Annotated in this window: 16 protein-coding genes; all 16 read left to right on the forward strand. The window is 71.7% G+C overall.

From position 1 onward, the window contains the following. The first annotated feature begins 600 nt into the window (after positions 1–600). The 16 genes from DEJ48_RS35710 to DEJ48_RS35785 all read left to right on the forward strand — a co-directional run bounded on the left by DEJ48_RS35710 (position 601) and on the right by DEJ48_RS35785 (position 18,586). Complete coding sequence (locus tag DEJ48_RS35710; protein WP_190537791.1) at positions 601–1,272, forward strand: response regulator transcription factor; 672 nt, start codon at positions 601–603, stop codon at positions 1,270–1,272. A gap of 373 nt (positions 1,273–1,645) precedes the next feature. After that, positions 1,646–3,067: a condensation domain-containing protein gene (locus DEJ48_RS35715; RefSeq protein ID WP_150220255.1), complete on the forward strand. Its 1,422-nt coding sequence runs from the start codon at positions 1,646–1,648 to the stop codon at positions 3,065–3,067. A 459-nt stretch (positions 3,068–3,526) separates the two neighbouring features. Next, positions 3,527–4,987, forward strand: a complete 1,461-nt coding sequence (locus DEJ48_RS35720) for an aldehyde dehydrogenase family protein (protein ID WP_150220256.1) — start codon at positions 3,527–3,529, stop codon at positions 4,985–4,987. Further along, complete coding sequence (locus tag DEJ48_RS35725) at positions 4,984–5,529, forward strand: nucleoside 2-deoxyribosyltransferase (protein ID WP_150220257.1); 546 nt, start codon at positions 4,984–4,986, stop codon at positions 5,527–5,529. The genes DEJ48_RS35720 and DEJ48_RS35725 overlap by 4 nt, the downstream gene beginning before the upstream one ends. Next, entirely contained in the window at positions 5,526–6,476 is a 951-nt protein-coding gene (locus DEJ48_RS35730) for a tRNA-dihydrouridine synthase (RefSeq protein WP_223832314.1), read from the forward strand. The genes DEJ48_RS35725 and DEJ48_RS35730 overlap by 4 nt, the downstream gene beginning before the upstream one ends. A 10-nt stretch (positions 6,477–6,486) precedes the next feature. Continuing rightward, positions 6,487–7,257: a creatininase family protein gene (locus DEJ48_RS35735; RefSeq protein ID WP_150220258.1), complete on the forward strand. Its 771-nt coding sequence runs from the start codon at positions 6,487–6,489 to the stop codon at positions 7,255–7,257. A gap of 92 nt (positions 7,258–7,349) precedes the next feature. Then, complete coding sequence (locus tag DEJ48_RS35740) at positions 7,350–8,654, forward strand: nucleotide sugar dehydrogenase (RefSeq protein ID WP_150220259.1); 1,305 nt, start codon at positions 7,350–7,352, stop codon at positions 8,652–8,654. Beyond that, positions 8,647–9,639 carry an NAD-dependent epimerase/dehydratase family protein gene (locus DEJ48_RS35745; protein WP_150220260.1) on the forward strand — a complete coding sequence of 331 codons (993 nt, stop codon included), beginning with the start codon at positions 8,647–8,649 and terminating at the stop codon, positions 9,637–9,639. The genes DEJ48_RS35740 and DEJ48_RS35745 overlap by 8 nt, the downstream gene beginning before the upstream one ends. Before the next feature lie 5 nt (positions 9,640–9,644). Then, on the forward strand, positions 9,645–10,718 hold the full coding sequence (locus tag DEJ48_RS35750) for a glycosyltransferase family 4 protein (protein ID WP_150220261.1): 1,074 nt from the start codon (positions 9,645–9,647) through the stop codon (positions 10,716–10,718). Beyond that, on the forward strand, positions 10,715–11,479 hold the full coding sequence (locus DEJ48_RS35755) for a sugar phosphate nucleotidyltransferase (RefSeq protein WP_150220262.1): 765 nt from the start codon (positions 10,715–10,717) through the stop codon (positions 11,477–11,479). Before DEJ48_RS35750 ends, DEJ48_RS35755 begins: the two co-directional genes overlap by 4 nt. Then, entirely contained in the window at positions 11,476–12,627 is a 1,152-nt protein-coding gene (locus DEJ48_RS35760) for a DegT/DnrJ/EryC1/StrS family aminotransferase (protein ID WP_150220263.1), read from the forward strand. Before DEJ48_RS35755 ends, DEJ48_RS35760 begins: the two co-directional genes overlap by 4 nt. Beyond that, positions 12,609–14,510, forward strand: coding sequence for a beta-galactosidase trimerization domain-containing protein (locus tag DEJ48_RS35765; protein ID WP_150220264.1), 1,902 nt, complete (start codon positions 12,609–12,611; stop codon positions 14,508–14,510). Before DEJ48_RS35760 ends, DEJ48_RS35765 begins: the two co-directional genes overlap by 19 nt. Continuing rightward, complete coding sequence (locus DEJ48_RS35770; RefSeq protein ID WP_190537792.1) at positions 14,507–15,433, forward strand: amidohydrolase family protein; 927 nt, start codon at positions 14,507–14,509, stop codon at positions 15,431–15,433. Before DEJ48_RS35765 ends, DEJ48_RS35770 begins: the two co-directional genes overlap by 4 nt. Beyond that, the gene (locus DEJ48_RS35775; protein ID WP_150220265.1) at positions 15,430–16,236 is read left to right on the forward strand and encodes a class I SAM-dependent methyltransferase; all 807 of its coding nucleotides are present in this window, start codon (positions 15,430–15,432) and stop codon (positions 16,234–16,236) included. The genes DEJ48_RS35770 and DEJ48_RS35775 overlap by 4 nt, the downstream gene beginning before the upstream one ends. Continuing rightward, positions 16,233–17,543, forward strand: coding sequence for a condensation domain-containing protein (locus tag DEJ48_RS35780; RefSeq protein WP_150220266.1), 1,311 nt, complete (start codon positions 16,233–16,235; stop codon positions 17,541–17,543). Before DEJ48_RS35775 ends, DEJ48_RS35780 begins: the two co-directional genes overlap by 4 nt. Continuing rightward, complete coding sequence (locus DEJ48_RS35785) at positions 17,540–18,586, forward strand: alcohol dehydrogenase family protein (RefSeq protein ID WP_150220267.1); 1,047 nt, start codon at positions 17,540–17,542, stop codon at positions 18,584–18,586. The genes DEJ48_RS35780 and DEJ48_RS35785 overlap by 4 nt, the downstream gene beginning before the upstream one ends. Positions 18,587–18,594: the final 8 nt, after the last annotated feature.

Genomic DNA, 18,594 nt, shown 5'->3' on the forward strand with positions numbered 1-18,594 from the left:
CGGCGCTCCTTCTCCGTGTCGGGGGCCGTAGCGTCCTCGGGCCAGGAGAGGTCCGGTGGTCCGGAGGTCCGGAAAAGACAGCGACGCATGGTTTTCGGCCATCATTCAGCGAATTTGTGGGCGAGCGGCACGCAGAGTTTTCCGGCCGCCAATGCGAATTCGTTTTGGACGACCGGGGAGTGCCGCCGCAGGTGCCCGCGCGAGCGGATCACCCGGCGCGCCCGCGAGGTGGGGTGGGCGAGGCGGGGCGTGCCGTGACATGGAAGCTACTGGTTTTCACCCCGAAAGGAAAGTCCGCATCCAGGGCGCTCGAATAGCTCTGAGTTGAAAATTAAATCAGCGGTACGAGTGGTGTGCCGACGTCTTTTTCGGGCCGCTCGGCCTGAACGTGTCGCGTCCACTTGAATGGTTGAAGTCGCTTGAAACGTCTGGGTACTGTGATGGGCGTCCAGTGCTGAAAAGCGCTTGCAACTGCGTTCCTATTGCAGGTTGTCGCAGTGGTGAGCCGGCCGCGGCCTGCCGGTGCGGACGGCGCGGGGCGGCGTCATCTCCCCACGTCGGGCACGGCAGGGCACGTGGCGACAGTGAGGAGGAATGCGAGTGAGTCAGGCGCTGTGCCACCCCCCGTTCCCAGGAGAGCAGCTCGTGGTGACCACTCTCGTGCGCAACGGATTCCTGCAGCTCGGGCTGCGGGCCGCGCTGTCGACGACTCCCCTGGTCAGGGACGTCAGACACTGCGGCGACTGGGGCGAGGTGGAGGAAACCTTAGGCAACAACCAAGTGGATGTGCTGTTCCTGCACGAGAAGGACTACAGCCCGGATCTGGGTGTGCTCGTGGACGCCCGGCGCCGACGGCCGAAGATCCTCCTTCTGCTCACCACCACGGAGGTCCCCGAAGAAATACTCGCGGGCCCCTCGGTACCCGATGGATTCCTGGTCGAGAACGAGTTGACCGCCACCGCTGTCGAGGACGCGCTCCAGGGGATAGCCGCCGGTGAGGTGCCCATGCCAACATCCGTCACCCGGGCCCTTCTGCGGCGCGTCCGGGAGCCGGAACAGCAGCGCCGGCGTCGCGTCGGCAACCTCACCGGCCGGGAGAACGAAGTGCTGCCGCTGCTCGCCGAGGGGCTGAGCAACAAACAGATAGCCCGGCGCCTCGGCATCTCGAGTCACGGCGTCAAACGCATTGTCGCCAGCCTGCTCCTCAAACTCGGGGCGCCCAACCGCACGGCCGCGGTGGTCACCGCCATACAGAACGGTCTCATCGCCTGACGGGACATCATGTCCCGGTCCGTTCGGTGGCCCGCGTCCCGGTGGCACGGGGTTCGTCTCAGCGGGCGGACAGGGACGCTCCCTTTTCGCAGGACCTACGTCACACGGGCCGGCCTTTCCGAATATCCGGAAATCCGCATGCCGGGCGGCGTGACGCGTCGGATAACTCGCATGCACCCGATGTTCGTGGTGCCCGAATGCTGTGGGAAGCCCCCACTGGGCGCCCGTTCGGTGCGCCGTATCGGGCAGCCCGGGCCCGTGGACGGTGACCGAACGGTCAGCCCCGAAAGCGCGGGTGACGCTCGCGTGAAGCGGGCGTTACGGTGCATCAGCGCGTCCCCCTTCGCCTCATCGAGCCGGAAAGGACCGAGCCGTGGCCGCATTCGTCCGGCACCGCATCCCCTTCGCTGGACGACGGTCGGTCACCGCGCCGGCCACCTGCGCCCAGCGGCACATCTGGAACCTGATGCAAGGACAGCTGCCCGACGCCGCCTTCTACGACGTGAGCTACTGGGTGGCTCTGCCCGGCCACGGCACCGCACAGGATTTCCTCGACGTCTGCGCCGAGCTGCTCGCGCGGCACGAGTCGCTGCGCACCGCGTTCCGCCGGGACGCGGACGGCTCCCTCGTCCAACACGTGCTGAAAGCAGCCGAGTTCGAGGTCGAGGTGTGGACGCTCGCCCCGCACGACGACCCGGACGGCGTGCGGCAGGCCTGGGAACGCCGTATGCGGCACACCCCCTTCGACCCCGCGCGGGCCCCGCTCATCCGCTTCATGGTGACCGTCGTCGACGGAGCTCCCGTGCTCGCCGCGTTCTGCGTCTCCCACCTCGCGGTGGACCTCACGTCGGTGCGGCTGCTGGCCGACGAGATGACCCGGCTCCTCGACGCGCGGGCGGCCGGACGCCCCCTGCCGCCCGCCGTACCGGCACGGCAGCCCGTCGAGCAGGCCCAGTTGGAGCACTCCCCGCGCGGTCGTGCCCTGCAGGCGCGGGCGCGGGCCTACTGGTGCCGTCAGCTGGAAGGCGCGCCCGCGACCCTGTTCCCGGACCGGGGCGGCCCGGCGGCCCCGGTCCGGTACAGCGCCGGCATGAGCTCCCGCGCCGTGGCACTCGCGGTGCCGGTGCTGGCCCGGCGCTGGCGGGTGAGCACGTCCGTGGTGCTGCTGACCGTCGTCGCCCAACTCCTGTGCCGACGAGCCGGGGTGCCGTCGTGCACGCTGCGGCTGCTCACCGCCAACCGGTCGGACCCCGATGTGCGCGCCACCGTCGCCAACCTGCACGCGGAGGTGCCGGTGACGATCGGCCTGGCGGGCGACCGGGTCGAGGACATCGCGCGCCGCGCCCTCGCCGCGTCCACGGCCGCTTACGCGAACGGCCTCTACGACCCCGACGACGTGGCTCGGCTGATCTCCTCCGCCCGGGGACCCGGCACACCCGTCGACCTCTCCTACTGTTTCAACGACATACGGGAGGAGCAGGCCCTGCCCGACGCGGCAGAGGACGACGAGCCGGTGTCCGGCGACAGCCTGCGGGCCGCGATGGCCGACACCGTCGTCGGGCCCGACGAGTTCGAGGAGGGCGAGACCTTCTTCATCGTGATCGACGACGAGGTCCCCGGCTGGATCCGCGTGATGCTGAACGCGGACCACCGGGCGCTCACCCCGTCCGAGGTCCACGACTTCCTCCATGACATCGAACGCCTGCTGGTCGAGTACGTCGAGAACGCCGGGCAAGAGCACGGTCGGGCAGCAGCGGTGAGCGGCGCGAGGAGGGGTGCCCCCGCCGACACGTAAGGGCAAGGGATCACATCGACGCGCGCCGACCGTCCGGCTTCCACCCGCCGACGGCCGGCGCGTCGGCATGCCCGGGTGCTTGGAGGTCGACCCCGTGTGAGGACTTCGGGCGCGCATCTCGGGCGCGGACCCCGGGCGCACGATGATCCCGGCAGGTCAGCGTGGCCGCCATGTGCATCGGACCGGGCGTTCGGAGTAGCCGGATGACCCTAGCCCAAAGTGGGGGTGTCCGATCACCGGGGTCCCGGCAAGACTGTTCCACGGGCCGCCCGGTTCGATCACGGCAGGTCACGGAAGACGCGGAGTTCCGGCGGCGGGACACACCCCTCCCGCCGTCCCCGCCGCTCTCACCGCAGCACCGCACCGTCCCCCCTTTCCTTCCTCCCCGCGGCCCCGAGCCCCCATCAGCAGTCGACAGTCGACAACCGCCCCTACGCGACCCCCTCGTGACGGGAACCCATGTCCTCATCTGTTGATCAACTCGCCCCCCCCCATGCCGAGTTCACCCCGGTGGGCCCCGGGTCCGCGCGGTACGGGCCGACCCCGGTCGAGAACCCGGCACTCGGCAAGATTTTCGCCGAAGCCCCGGGATGCACGCCCGAACAGCTCGACGCCGTGCTGGACGACGCGGCCCGCGCCTTCCCCGGCTGGGCGGCGACCCCTCTGGAGGAACGCCGCGAGCGGCTCCACTCGTGCCACCGCGCCCTGCTCGGGGCCGTGGACCCGATGGCCGAACTGCTCACCAGGGAACAGGGCAAGCCCCTGAGGCACGCCAGGTCCGAAGTCCGCCTGGCGGCAGACTGGTTCGCCCGTACGGCCGAGCTGGGGATCGAGGCGGAGCGGCTCGTCGACGAGACCGCCGCCCGCGTCGACCTGGAGCGGGTGCCGCACGGCGTGGTCGCCGCCATCGCGCCCTCGAACTACCCCGTCCTGCTGGCCGTCTGCAAGATCGCCCCCGCGCTCCTCGCCGGCAACACCGTGGTGCTCAAGCCCTCCCCGGACACCCCGCTGTCCAGCCTGATGATGGGCCGGATCCTCGGCGGAGCCCTGCCCGCAGGGACCTTCGCGGTGGTGGACGGCGACGTCGAGCTCGGTGCCCGGCTGACCGTCCACCCGGCGGTCCGGCTGGTGTCCTTCACCGGGTCGGTCGCCGCGGGCCGCGCCATCGCCCGGCAGGCCTCGGCCGACCTGAAACGGGTCGTGCTGGAACTCGGCGGCAACGATCCGGCCGTCGTACTGCCCGGCACCGACGTCCTGTCCGCCGCACCGGACCTGTTCACCGCCGCGATGACCAACAGCGGCCAGTTCTGCGCCGCCGTCAAACGCGTCTACGCGCCCCGTGCCACGTACCGTCGGCTCGCCGAAGCCATGGCGGAGCAGGCGCGGACGGCGATCGTGGGCGACGGGCTCGATCCGGCCACCGAGTACGGCCCGCTCGTCAGCCGGGCCCAACTGGAGCGGGTCGCGGGCCTGGTGGACGACGCCGTGGCGGCGGGAGCGGACGTCCTGGCAGGCGGCCGGCCCCTTGAAAGGCCGGGCCACTTCTATCCCCCGACCGTTGTCACCGACCTGCCGCCCGGCAGCCGCTTGGAGGAGGAGGAACAGTTCGGCCCGGTGGTCCCCGTCATCCCCTACGACGACCTGGACCAGGTCTTCGGGCGGATCAATGCCTCGCCGTACGCGCTCGGCTGCTCCCTGTGGGGCGACGAGGACCGGGCGCGGGGACTGGCGGGGCGGCCCCGGTGCGGAACCGTGTGGATCAACACCCACGGTGCCCTGCGGCACGACGTGCCGTTCGGCGGACACCGGCACTCCGGGATCGGCGTCGAGTACGGCGCGTGGGGTCTGAACGAGTACACGCAGCTCAAGGTGCACCACATCGCGCTTCGCCTTCGCCAAGCAGATCGGGAGACGTCATGAGTGACAGCACGGTGGTCCGCGTCGACGGCACGGACGGCATCGACCTGACGGGAGTCAAGGTGTTCGTCGGCGGCCCCATCCAGCACGCGATCCGCGACGACGGTTTCCACCAGCCGTTGCAGCACGCCATCGGCGACATCATCGAGGCGGTGACCGCCGCGCACGGCACGGTCTTCTCCGCCCACGTGGCCGAGAAGTTCGGCGTGGACACACCGCTGTTCTCGCCGGACCAGGTCAGCGTGCGCGACATCGGCTGGATGCGCCGCTGCGACGTGTTCGTACCGGTGCTCCCCGTGGACGCGGCCGGTGAACTGATGCGCACCGACGGCACCCACGTCGAACTCGGCTGGGCGTCCGCCCTGGACAAGCCCATCGTCGTCGTCACCCCGATGCCGCTTGCCCCCAACGCGAGCCACCTGCTGCGCGGGCTGCCGTCCGTCGCCGACGTCACCGTCTTCGACCTGGTGGAGGCGCGGACCAACCCCCTCGAACTGCTCCGGCTCCTCGAAAAGCTGGGCCAGGAAGCAGTGATGGCGCAGTGACCGCGGCCGAGGGCGGAGAGAACCGGCCCGAGGCGCCCGGGGCCGCCGCTACCACGGCCCCGCTGGAGCTCCTCGGCCTGCGCCTGCAGTCCCCCGTCGTCGTGGGCTCCGGCCTGCTCACCGACCAGGAGCGCAACATCCGGCGGCTCCTCGCGGGCGGCGCGGGAGCCGTGGTCACCAAGACCATCCACCCCAGCCCGGGGCCGCCGGGCAACGAACGCCTGCTCCGCCTGCCCACCGGCATGCTGAACAGCACCACGTACTCCCGCCGTTCGGTGGACGACTGGTGCGCGATGCTGCGCCGGTTCGCCGACGACGGCCTGCCGGTCATCACGTCCGTGCACGCGGACACGCCGGCCGAACTCGCCGACCTGGCCGAGCGCGTGACCGAGGCGGGCAGCACCGCGCTCGAACTCGGCATCTCGTGCCTGAACGAGGGGGACGGCGGTCTGGAGGACACTCCCGAGCGCGTCGCCGCGTACACCGAGGCGGTGCGCGGCCGCACCCCGGTGCCGATCAGCGTGAAGCTGGCGATCGGGGAGCGGGTGCGGGAGCGCGTCGACGCCGCCACGGCCTCCGGGGCGGACGCGCTCACCCTGAGCGACACCATCACGGGCCTCGCCGTCGACGCGGACACCGGCGAGGTGCGCCTGGGCGGAGCCTTCGGCTACTCCGGGCCCGGCATCAAACCGCTCGTGCTCGCCGAGATCTACGGCCTGCGCCGCGACGGCCTCACCGTGCCCGTCATGGCGAGCGGCGGAGTCAACGACGCCGTGGACGTCGCCGAGTACCTGAGCGTCGGCGCCGACGCCGTGCAGGTCTACACGGTGCTGCACAAGAACATGCACGCCACGCTCCGCGCCATCCGCCAGGGCTTCGACGACTGGCTGGCCTCGCACGGAGGCACGGTCGCGGACCTGGTGGGACGGAGCGTCAAGGGGGCATGAGGTGAACGCGATGCGGCAACGCGCCACGAACGTACCGCGCTACGGCGACCTGACCAGCGCGCAGGTCCGCCGGGCCATGGACGGCGCCACTCTGGTCTGGCCGGTGGGCGGCCTCGAACAGCACGGCCCCCATCTCCCGCTCTCCGTCGACCTGGACATCCCGGACGCCGTGGCCCGGCAGGTGGTCGCGGAGACCGGCGGACTGCTGCTGCCCGGCCAGCCGTTCTCGGCGCGATCGCTGCCGCAGAGCGGCGGCGGACTGCACTTCCCGGGCACCGTGCACCTCGGCGGCAGCACGTTCATCGACTACCTCACGGACTGCCTGACGTCCCTCGCCCGCCTCCGGCCCGCCCGGCTCGTCGTCATCAACGGGCACTACGAGAACGAAGGCCTGCTCTTCGAGGCGATCGACGACTGCGCCCAGGCCACCCTGTTCCCGGACACCGAGGTGCTCGCCTTCAGCTGGTGGAGCCTGGTCGCCGACGAGTGGCTCGCCGAGCACATCCCGCACTTCCCGGGCTGGCACGCGGAGCACGCGGGCCTGACCGAGACGAGCCTGATGATGTACCTCCGCCCCGACACCGTCCGCGCGGAACGCCCCAGCCACGACGCGCCGCCGCCCGCGGGGGTCTATCGGCACCCCGTCGACGTGGACGCGATCTCGGACCGAGGGGTGCTGTCGTCCGCCGTCGGCGCCTCCGCGGAACTGGGGGAGCGCCTGTTCCGGCAGCTGGTCGACGGCGTCGTCGACCTCCTCGGCAAGCCGCCCCGGGACTCCTGAACCCATCACCGCGCGAAGACCGCGAAGACCGCGAAGACCGCGAAGACCTGAAGTCGTGACCGCATGAACGCCACCCCCAGGGAGCTATGTCAATGCCATCGACCAGGCCGTACGAGGACTACGACGTGTGCGTCGTCGGGCAGGGCTATGTCGGCGTCACCCTCACCGCCGCGCTGCTGACCACCGGCAGAAGCGTGCTCGGCCACGAGACCAACCCCAAGGTGGCGGCCGAACTCGCCCAGGGCGTACTCGAACTGGCCGAACCCGGCGTCGAGGAGGAGATCAGGGGCGCGGCCGCGAGCGGCGCCTTCGGTGTCACCACCGACGTGCGCGGGCAGAAGCTGCCGCCCGTCGTCATCATCTGCGTCGGCACACCGATCGAGGTCGGCGGGACCACACCCGACCTCAGCCATCTGCGGGCCGCCACCGAGGCGATCGCGGGCGGCATCGACGAGACCACCCTCGTCATCGTGCGCAGCACGGTGCCGGTGGGCACGTCACGGAGCCTGGTGCTGCCCATCCTGAGCGAGCGGGTCCCCGAGCCGCTGATCGCGTACTGCCCGGAGCGCACCATCCAGGGCCAGGCGCTCGCGGAGCTGCTCTCCCTGCCGCAGATCGTCGGCGGCATCGGCGACGACGCGGGCAAGCGGGCCGCGGAGTTCTTCGGCACGCTCACCGACCAGGTCGTGCCCGTCTCCTCGTTGGAGGCCGCCGAACTCGTCAAGCTGGTGTGCAACTGCCACACCGACCTGATCTACGGCTTCGGCAACGAGGTCGCTCTCATCACCGAGAAACTGGGCCTCGACGCGCGGGAGGTCATCGACTCCGCCAACCTCGACTACCCGAGGCCCACCCTGCACAAGCCCGGCTTCGTCGGCGGCAGTTGCCTCACCAAGGATCCGTACCTGCTCGCGCACTCCGTCGCGCGGCACGACCACGTCCCGCAGGTGATCACCGCCGCCCGCACCCTCAACGAGTCCATGCCGCGCCGGGTCGGCGAACGCGTCCTGGCCGCGCTGGCGGAACAGGGCCTCGACCCGGCCGACGCCACGATCCTGATCTCCGGCTTCGCCTACAAGGGCCGCCCCGAGACCGACGACCTGCGCGGAGCACCGTATGAGCGGCTGCTGCCGTTCCTCAAGGACCGGGTGAAGGAGATCGTCGGCCACGACTTCGTGGTGCCCGCGGCCCGCATCGAGTCGCTCGGCGTGCGTCCCGTCGACCTGACCGAGGGCTTCACCGGAGCGCACGCGGCGATCCTCCTCAACGACCACGCGGGATACGGCGACGTCGACGCGGCCGACCTGGTGGCGCGCATGGCGGAACCGGCGCTGGTCTATGACACCTGGCGGGTCCTCCCGCCCTCGACGAAGGCGATGAGGCTCGGCCGTGCGTAAGAAGATCCTGATCACCGGAGGAGCGGGCTTCATCGGCCTGCACCTGGCCCGCCGGCTCGCCGCCACCTGCGACGTCACCCTGCTCGACGACTTCAGCAGGGGCCGGTCCGACGCGGAGCTCTCCGAACTGCTCGGCTCCGTCGAGCTCGTCGAGCACGACCTGACCACGCCCGTGCCCGACGGGCTGCTCGGGGACGACTACGCCGAGGTCTACCACCTGGCCGCCGTCGTCGGCGTCGCCGAGTCCAACGACAACCCCCGGCGGGTGCTGCGCACCAACCTGCTCACCACCGTCCACCTCCTGGACTGGTTCTCCGGCCTCACCGGCGCCACCCTCTGCTTCGCCTCGTCCAGCGAGGCCTACGCGGGCAGCGTCGAGGCCGGCATTGCGTCCGTCCCCACGGACGAGGACGTGCCGCTGATGGTCCCCGACCTGACGGTGCCCCGCTCCTCGTACGGCTTCAGCAAGATCACCGGCGAGCTGCTGTGCCGCACGTACGCGCGCACCCACGGCTTCGCCCTGCGCATGGTGCGCTTCCACAACGTCTACGGCCCCCGCATGGGGTACGACCACGTGATCCCGCAGTTCGTCGAGCGGCTCCTGGGCGGCGCAGACCCCTTCGCGATCCACGGCGCCGACCAGACACGCGCGTTCTGCTACGTCGACGACGCGGTCGAGGCCCTCGTCGCGCTGACCGCGCTGCCCACCAAGGAGCCGCTGCTGGTCAACGTCGGCAACGACCAGGAGGAGATCCTCATCAGGGATCTGGCCCGGCACGTCTTCGACGCTCTGGACCGCCACCCGGCCCTCGACGTCCACCCGGCGCCCCCGCTGTCCCCGGCCCGCCGCCTCCCCGACATCACCAGGCTGCGCGAACTCACCGGTCACAGTCCGGCGATACCGCTGCGCGAGGGACTGCGCCGCACCTGCGAGTGGTACGCCCGGCACCCCCGGGCCGCCACGGTCCGCGGAAACGGAGCGTGAGCGGCGTGCGCGTACGGTACGTCCACCGCGGCTACTTCCCGGCGCGCGCCGGGGCCGAACTGATGACGCAGTACCTCGCCGCGTCGATGAGCCGCCTCGGCTGGGAGGCCGGGGTGTACTCGAACCCCGTCGACGAGGACACGGCGGCGTTCATGCGCGGCTCCGGCGTGAGCATCCAGCCGCTGCCCGGCACGCCCGACGACACCGACCGGGCCGACCTGGTCCACGCCATCGACGCCTTCCACCCGCAGGACATCGCGGCAGGGCTCGACCTCGCCCGCGCCTGGAACGTGCCGTTCGCCGTCACCCCGGCGTCCGCCCCCGACGTCTGGCCGGACCGCGAGACCGTACTCGACGGATGCCGGAGCGCGGACGCCGTCTTCGCCCTGTCCGAGGCGGAGCGCGACATGCTCCGGGACGCGGGCGTCGAAGGACGCAGACTCCACATCATCGGCCAGGGACCGCACCTGCCCGGCACCCCCGACCCCGAAGGGTTCCGCCGCACACACGGCATCGAGGGTCCGATGGTGCTCTTCCTCGGACGCAAGACGCGCTCCAAGGGCTACGTCACGCTCCTGGAGGCCACCGAGCACATCTGGCGGGACCACCCCGACACGTCCTTCGTGTTCCTCGGCCCGCGCTGGGACGACGACTGCGCCGAACACTTCGCCCGGTACGCGTCACCCCGCGTCATCGAGCTCGGCATGGTCGACGAGGACATCAAGCACAGCGCCCTCGCCGCCTGCGAGCTGCTGTGCGTGCCCTCCACCGTCGACCTCTTCCCGCTCGTGTACGTGGAGGCGTGGGCCTGCGGCAAACCCGTCGTCGCGTCCACCTTCCTCGGCAGTGGGGAGATCGTCGCCCACGGCCGGGACGGCCTGCTCGTCCGTCCCACCCCGCGGACCGTCGCCGACGCGGTCAACCGGCTCCTCGCCGACCCGGCCGAACGGCGCGCCATGGGAGAGCACGGCCACGACAAGGTGCGCCGTGAACTCGGCTGGGACGCGGTCGCCGACCGGGTCCACACCGTCTACCGCACGCTGACCGCCGCCCGGAAGCAAACGGAGAAGGCCCGATGAGAGCAGTGGTACTGGCCGGAGGTGTGGGCCGACGGTTGCGGCCGCACACGCTGACCATCCCCAAACCCCTCGTACCCATCGACGGCATACCGATCCTGCACATCATCCTGGCGCAGCTGCGCAGTGCCGGCTTCACCCACGTGTCGCTCTCGCTCGGCCACCGGGCCCACATGATCGAGGCGAGCTTCGCCGGGAACCGCTGGGCCGACCTCGAACTGGACTTCTTCCTGGAGGAGGAGCCGCTGGGCACGGCGGGTCCGCTGGCGCTGCTGCCGCCCTTGGAGGACTCCACGCTCGTGATGAACGCGGACCTGCTCACCGACATCGACTTCGCCGACCTGGTCGCACGCCACAAGAAGTCGCGGGCCGCCGCCACCGTCGCGCTCAGCCGCCAGTACATCGACATCGCGCACGGCGTGGTGGAACTCGACGACGACCGCAAGGTGACCGACTTCCGGGAGAAGCCCCGGTTGAGCCTCCTGGTCAGCGGCGGCATCTACGTACTCGAACCGTCCCTGCTGCGGCTGCTCACGCCCCGCGTCCGGGACGACATGCCCGCCCTCCTCGACCGCGCACGGGCCCAGGGCGAGCGCATCGAGGGCCACGTCATCGAAGGGGACTGGCACGACATCGGCACACCCGAGCAGCTGAACCGGGCCACCGCGGCCTTCCGCGACGACCGTCTCCGCTATCTGGGCCGGGGCGCCGCGGCCGTGCTCGGCGCGGACACCGGCGCCTTCCAGGAGGTGGGTTCCGGATGACGGCGTTCGACATCGCGCTGTACCGCCCGCAGATCGGCCAGGCCGAGATCGACGCGGTCACCCAGGTCCTGCGCTCCGGCTGGCTGTCGACCGGGCCGGTCACCGAGGACTTCGAGAGCAGGTACGCGGCCGCGCTCGGCGTCGGATCGGCCGTCGCCGTCAGCAACGGCACCGCCGCCCTGCACCTCGCCGTCCTCAGCCTGGACCTCGGCCCGGGCGACGAGGTCGTCCTGCCCTCGCTGAACTTCGTGTCGGCCGCCGCGACCGTCGCCCTGTCCGGCGCCACCCCCGTCTTCGCCGACGTCAAGGGCGCGCACGACCTGTGCATCGACCCCGAGGACGCCGCCCGCAGGATCACCCCGCGCACCCGGGCGATCGTCGCCATGCACTACGGCGGCCACCCCGCCGACCTGACGGCCCTCGCCCACCTGGCCCGCACGCACGGCCTCGCCCTCATCGAGGACTGCGCCCACGCCCCCGTCACCGACTCGCCCCACGGGATGCTCGGGACGGTCGGCGACATCGGCTGCTTCAGTTTCTTCGCCACCAAGAACCTGGCCATGGGGGAGGGCGGCATGGTCGTCGCCCGCGACCCCGCCGTCGCCGACCGCATTCGGCGGCTGCGCTCGCACGCCCTGACCGTCAGCGCCCAGCAGCGCCACCACGGCGGCTCCTCCCTGTACGACGTCGACACGCTCGGCCTCAACTACCGGCCCACGGAGATCGGCTGCGCCATCGGCCGCGTACAGCTCGAAGCGCTGCCCGCGGGTCAGGTCAGACGCCAGGAAGCGGTCGCGTCGTACCGCGAGCAGCTGGCCTCGCTGCCCGGCCTCACGGTGCCGTACGCGGACCGGCCGGTGGCGGAGAGCGCCCACCACCTGTTCGCGGTGGTGCTGCCCGAGGGCGTCGACCGCGACGCGGTGCAGGACCGGCTGCGCGCCGCCCGGATCCAGAGCGGCGTGCACTATCCGCCGACGCACCTGTTCTCCGCCTACCAACGGCGCAGCAGGGGAGGCCCGTGCCGGCTCCCGGTCACCGAGGACGTGATGGCACGCCAGCTCTCCCTGCCGCTGCACCCCGGCATCGGCAAGGACGAGGTACGGCAGGTCGTCGAGGCGGTGAGCGCCGCATGGCCGGAGACCGCGTGAGCGGCGGGCGGGTCACGTTCGCCGACGGCGCACTGCACCGCGACGGGCGTCCGTTCATGAGCGTCGGCGTCAACTACCACCCCTCGCCGACGGGGTGCGACTACTGGCGGGAGTGGGACGGCGACCGCATCGACGACGACTTCCGCCGGATGGCCGCGGAGGGTCTGAACACCGTCCGCTTCTTCGTCTTCTGGGCCGACTTCGAACCCAAGGAAGGCGTCTACGACGCGACGGCGACGGACCGGCTGCGCGAACTCGTCCGGACCGCGGGGCGGCACGGCCTGCTGTGTCTTCCCTCGCTCCTGACGATCTGGATGAACGGCCAGCGGTTCGACCTTCCGTGGCGCGACGGCCGGGACCTGTGGCGCGACGCGGACCTGCGCGAGCGGCAGCGGGCCTTCGTCCACCACATCGCCGCCGGGCTGCGGGACGAGCCGAACGTCCTCGCGTACGACCTGGGCGACGAGGTGATCCACGTCGACTCCCGGTCGTCCGCCGCCCTCGGCCCCGACGAGGTGCGCGCATGGTGGGGGATGCTCGCGTCGGCGATCCGCGACGCCGACCCGGACGCCCTGGTCCTCCAGGCCAACGAGCCCTCCGCAGTCCTCGGCGGCCACGCCTTCCGACCGGAGCACGCGGACAGCCTCGACATGGTGGGGCTGCACGGATTCCCGGTGTGGACGCCGTTCCACGTCGAGTCCGTCGCGGCCCGCAAGGCCACCGCTTTCGTTCCCTATCTGGTGCGGCGCGGAAGTGCCCACCGGCCTGTATACGTCGATGAGTTGGGCAGCTACGGCTGCGACGACGCCACGGCCGCGCAGTACCTGCGGGCCGCCTCCCACTCCGCGTTCGCGGCGGGCGCGGTCGGCACCGCGGTCTGGTGCTGGCAGGACTTCACCACCGAACGCAAGCCCTACGCGCTGCGGCCCAACGAGCGGCGCGTGGGCCTCTTGGACGCGGACGGCGGCGAGAAGCCCGCCCTCGCCGAGTACCGGGCGTACATCCGGCGAGTCACCGGCGAACTGGCCGGATTCAGGCCGCTGCCCGCCCCTGTGGGCGTATACGTCCCCGAGGCCGAGGAGCGGCAAGAAGCCGGCTACCTCACCCCCTCGGGCAGCGACGCACCTGCCCCCTTCTACGCCCACCTGCTCCTCCAACAGGCGCACCTGCCGTACGAGTTCACGGGCCGCGACGCGGAGTTGGAGCGGCACGCGCTGGTGATCTGCCCGTCCGCACGCCGGCTGTCGCTGCCCGAGCGCCGCCGCCTGGCACGGTATGTGGCCTCCGGGGGAGTGCTGCTGTACTCCACCGGCAGCCTGCTGGACGCCGCGGGCGACGAGGAGCTGTTCGGCGTCCGTGTACGGGACTTCACGCGGGCCGACGACACCCACGCCGAGTTCACCTGGGCGGGCGTGCGCTTCCCGCTGAGCTGGGACGCGGGCCCGATCCCGGTCATCGACACGGCGGGCGCCGAGACCCTGGCCGCGTTCGCCGACGCCTCGCCCGCCCTGACCCGCCACCGCCTCGGCGAAGGCAGCGTCTATTACCTCAACGCCCCGCTGGAGGCACAGCTCAACGCCCCCTACCGCCTGGGCGAAGCCGACTGGCACCGGCTGTACGAGGCGGTCGCCGAGGAGGCGGGCGTCCGCGCGCCGCTGACCGCGGACGACCCGTCGGTGGAGACCACCGTCCTCGGACGCGGCGACGAACGCTGCGGCGTGGTGATCAACCACGCCCCCCAACCGGTGGACACGGTCCTGCGCCGCCGGACGGCGGACGCCTCCCCGGAGTGCGAGAAGCTGCTGCGCCTCGAACCCAAGGGCGTACGCCTGCTGTTCTGGCACGGCGACGGCCCGGCGCGGCCCGAGAGGCGGCAGCCGTGATCATCGACGCGCACGTGCACGCGGGCGAGTACTACCGCCACTACTCGGCCCGCTTCGCCGAACAGATGACGGCCACCACCGACCTGGCACCCGAGGAGCTCACCGCGCCGGAAGACAGGCTGCTCGCCGAGATGGACGCGGCGGGCGTCGACCGCGTCTTCCTGCTCGCCTTCGACGTGCGGCGGGTCGAGGGGTTCTCGGTGCCGAACGAGTTCGTCGCCGACCTGTGCGCCCGCCACCCCGACCGCCTGACCGGCTTCGCCTCCGTCGACGCGGGCACCCCCGGCGCCGCCGGACGCCTGCGCGAGGCCGTCACCGACCTGGGCCTGCGCGGACTGAAGACGGCCCCCTGCTATCTGCGCATGTCACCCGCCGACCGCCGGTGGTACGACGTGTACGAGACCGCGGCGGACCTGGACGTCCCTGTACTGATCCACACCGGCTACACGCCCTCCCGCAACGCGGACCCCCGGTTCTTCTCCCCGCTCCTCGTCGAACAGGTGGCCAAGGACTTCCCCGGCCTGAAAGTGATCCTCGCCCACCTCGGCACCCCCTGGACCGGGCCCTGCGTCGAACTCCTCGCCCGGCACCCCCACCTGTACGCGGACCTGTCCATCTTCGGGTCCTACCAGCCGCCCGCCACCGTCGCCAAGGCCCTGGCCCACGCCCGCGACCGCGGCGTCCTCGACCGACTCCTGTGGGGCACCGACTTCCCCTTCGCGTCCATGACCGGGTCCGTGGCCCGCACGGCGGAACTGGCCCGGGACCCCGAGCCGTGGCCGGACGGCAGCGACCCGCTCTCGCCGCGTGAGTACGAGGACCTCATGGGAGGCACAGCGGCGCGGCTGCTCGCCTCCACCACACCCCACGCCGCGCCGGCTCCCCGACCGCCCCGCCCGAACCGACGTCTTGAGGTGTCATGACCTTCGCCCACGGATACGAGTTCGACGCGATGTCGCGCCGCCCCCTCTACGGCGACGTCACCCAGCGCCTGGTCGACATCTGCGAGGCCCCGGAGGGCGGCGTCGTCGCCGACGTCGGCTGCGGCTCGGGCCTCGCCACCGAACTGCTCCTGGAACGCTCCGGGCACGTCGGCGCCATCATCGGCATCGACCCGTCCGAGCACGAACTGGCCATCGCACGCGACCGGTTGCGCGATCCCAAGGTGCGCTTCGTGCAGGGCCGCGCCCAGGACGTCGAGTCCCTGACCGGACCGGTGGACGTCGCCGTGCTGAGCAACGTGATGCACCAGATCCCGGCCGCCGAGCGCGGCGCCGTGCTCGCCGGCTGCCACCGCCTGCTCGCACCGGGCGGACGCTGCGCCCTCAACACCCTCTTCTACGAGGGAGCCATACTCCCCGCGACCCGGCCCTTCTACACCCACTGGCTGCGCGCCGCCCGCGCCGTCCTCCGGGAGCGCGGCACGGACCTCGTCCTCGCACGCGAGGCACCGGTGGCGATGCAGACCCTCACACCGCGCCGGCACGAAGACCTCTTCGCCGACGCCGGGTTCTCCCAGACCAAGTCCGAGGAGGTCGCGTACACGTGGTCGCTCCAGGACTGGGAGGCCCTCTGCGCGTACTCCGTGTTCGTGGAGGGTGCCACCGGCATCAGCGACCTCGCCCTCGGCTCCGAAGCGCTGATCCGGGGCCTGCGCACCACCTTCGAGCAACTGGAGCTGACCGGGGTGCCCCGGCGCTGGCTGTTCACGTGGGGCGTCAAGTGAGCCAGGACGTGGGCGACGACGCACCGCTGTCGTACGCCCAGCAGGGCATGTGGTTCCTGGAACGCCGTGCCGGTCACGCCCGCCACACCAGCGCCGTGACCTTCCGGCTCGTCGGCGACCTCGACGCCGGGGCCCTGCGGGCGGCCATCGAGGACGTCGTCAACCGGCACGAAGCGCTGCGCACCCGCTTCCCCGTCGTGGCGGGACTCCCCGTCCAGCGCGTGTCCCCGCGGGCCGAGGTGCCGCTGCCCCTGACGGATCTCACGGCGCTCCCCGATGCGGAACGCGAACAGGTGGCCGCGCAGTTCCTCGCCGAGGACCTGCGGCGCCCCTTCGACCTGGCCCGCGGGCCCGTGGTCCGTGCGGCGCTGCTCGGGCTCGGGCCGCGCGAGCACATCGTGCGCGTCTCCGCGCACCACCTCGTCACCGACGCCTGGTCGTGGTGGACGGTGATTCTGCGGGAACTGGAGCAGCTCTACACCGCACACCTGCACGGACGTCCCTCGCCCCTGCCGCCGGTGCCCGCCCAGTACGGGGACTTCGCGCGCAGACAGCGGGAGTGGCTCGCCGGGCCGGTCGGCGCGCGACAACTCGCCTACTGGAAGGAAGTGCTGGCTGATGCGACCGGTCTGCCTCCGCTCGACCTGACATCCCCTTCGGCGTCGCCGGAGGCCGAACAGCCCGCGCGCACCCAGTGGATGGCCGTTCCCCAGCCTCTGTGCGAACGGCTGCGGGCAGCCGCACGGCGTGAGCACGTCTCCCTCTTCATGCTGCTGCTCGCCGCCTCCCAGCGCATGCTGCGCCGCCATGTCGACACCGACGACATCCTCGTGGGCACGCGCGGTGGATTCCGCACCAGCGCCGAGTTCGAGAAGGCCGTCGGCCTCTTCGTGAACCTGCTGCCGGTACGGACCCAGGTGGCCGCGGACGCGGACTTCCGCGACCTGCTGCACCGGGTCCGCCGCAACCTGATCGGCGCCTACACCCACCGTGACATGCCGTTCGAGCGGGTGGCGCAGGTGCTCGGGCTGTGGCGGCCCGGCTTCCGGCCGGTGATCGGAGCCTGCGTGACCTTCCAGACCGCACCGGAGGTGCCGCCCACCCTCGAAGGCCTCGACACGGCACTCGTCAACCACGACCCCTTCTCGGCACACCCCCTGGACCTCGGCTTCTTCGAGGAGGCGGGCGCGCTGCGCGTTCTGCTGAGCCACGACCCGGCCCAGTACGGCGACAAGGCCGCCGCACTCCTCCTCGACGACCTGTTCGACGAACTCGACGCGGGCTGCCGCGAACTGGAGGACGCATGAGAGCGCTGCGATGGCACGGCACGCGCCGCGCGGAGGTCGCGGACGACGTCGCCATGCCCCGTATCGAGGAGCCCCGGGACGCCGTCGTCCGGGTCGTGCGCAGCGCGATCTGCGGCACGGACCTCCACCCGTACCGGGGTGAGATCGACGGTTTCCCGGCGGGGACGGTCACCGGCCACGAGTTCACCGGCGTGATCGAGGAGACGGGCCCCGAGGTGCGCGGCCTCCGTGCCGGCGACCGTGTCGTCGCGTCGGACATCATCGCCTGCGGGCACTGCCGTTCCTGCCGCAGAGGCTGGCACTACCAGTGCGACCGAGTGGGCCTGTTCGGCTACGCGACCGTGGTGGGCACGCGGGCCTACGCGGGCGGACACGCCGAGTTCGTCCGAGTGCCGTTCGCCGACACGGTGCTGTTCCCGATCCCCGGCGACGTCGGCGACGAGCGGGCGCTGTTCGTCGGCGACGTCCTCGCCACCGGGTACGCGTGCGCGGCGGGCGCCGGGGTGCGTCCCGGGGACACGGTGGCGGTGGTCGGCTGCGGTCCCGTGGGCCTGATGGCCCTTGAGGCCGCCTGGCTCCTCGGCGCCGCCCGGGTGCTCGCCGTCGACCCGCTGGAGAGCCGCAGGAAACTGGCCGCCGAACGCGGCGCCTGCCCGGTCCCGACCACGCCCGACGTGCGACGGCAGGTCGCCGACCTGACCGAGGGGCGCGGCGCCGACGCCGTCCTGGAGGCCGTCGGCACCGACGCCTCGCTGCTGACCGCGCTGAACGTCGTACGACCGCGCGGGGTGGTCTGCGCCGTGGGCTCCCACGCCTCCGAGACGATGCCCATGCCGACCCGGCTCGCCTTCGCCAAGGAGGTCACGCTGCGCTTCGCGGTCGGCGATCCCGTCGCCGACTTCGAGCCGCTGATGAACCTGGTGCGCGGCGGCCGCGTCGACCCTACCTACCTCATCTCGCACCGGATGCCGCTGTCGGAGGCCGCCGAGGGGTTCCGGCTCTTCGACTCCGGCGAGGCCAGCAAGGTGGTGCTGATCCCATGACACATCGA

This window comes from Streptomyces venezuelae (assembly GCF_008642315.1).
In the GTDB taxonomy this organism is placed as follows: Bacteria; Actinomycetota; Actinomycetes; order Streptomycetales; family Streptomycetaceae; genus Streptomyces; species Streptomyces venezuelae_D.

Coding starts and splice junctions, on each gene's coding strand:
- DEJ48_RS35720 (WP_150220256.1), top strand. CDS start 3,527: ATGTCCTCATCTGTTGATCAACTCGCCCCCCCCCATGCCGAGTTCACC.
- DEJ48_RS35725 (WP_150220257.1), top strand. CDS start 4,984: ATGAGTGACAGCACGGTGGTCCGCGTCGACGGCACGGACGGCATCGAC.
- DEJ48_RS35735 (WP_150220258.1), top strand. CDS start 6,487: ATGCGGCAACGCGCCACGAACGTACCGCGCTACGGCGACCTGACCAGC.
- DEJ48_RS35740 (WP_150220259.1), top strand. CDS start 7,350: ATGCCATCGACCAGGCCGTACGAGGACTACGACGTGTGCGTCGTCGGG.
- DEJ48_RS35755 (WP_150220262.1), top strand. CDS start 10,715: ATGAGAGCAGTGGTACTGGCCGGAGGTGTGGGCCGACGGTTGCGGCCG.
- DEJ48_RS35760 (WP_150220263.1), top strand. CDS start 11,476: ATGACGGCGTTCGACATCGCGCTGTACCGCCCGCAGATCGGCCAGGCC.
- DEJ48_RS35765 (WP_150220264.1), top strand. CDS start 12,609: ATGGCCGGAGACCGCGTGAGCGGCGGGCGGGTCACGTTCGCCGACGGC.
- DEJ48_RS35775 (WP_150220265.1), top strand. CDS start 15,430: ATGACCTTCGCCCACGGATACGAGTTCGACGCGATGTCGCGCCGCCCC.
- DEJ48_RS35785 (WP_150220267.1), top strand. CDS start 17,540: ATGAGAGCGCTGCGATGGCACGGCACGCGCCGCGCGGAGGTCGCGGAC.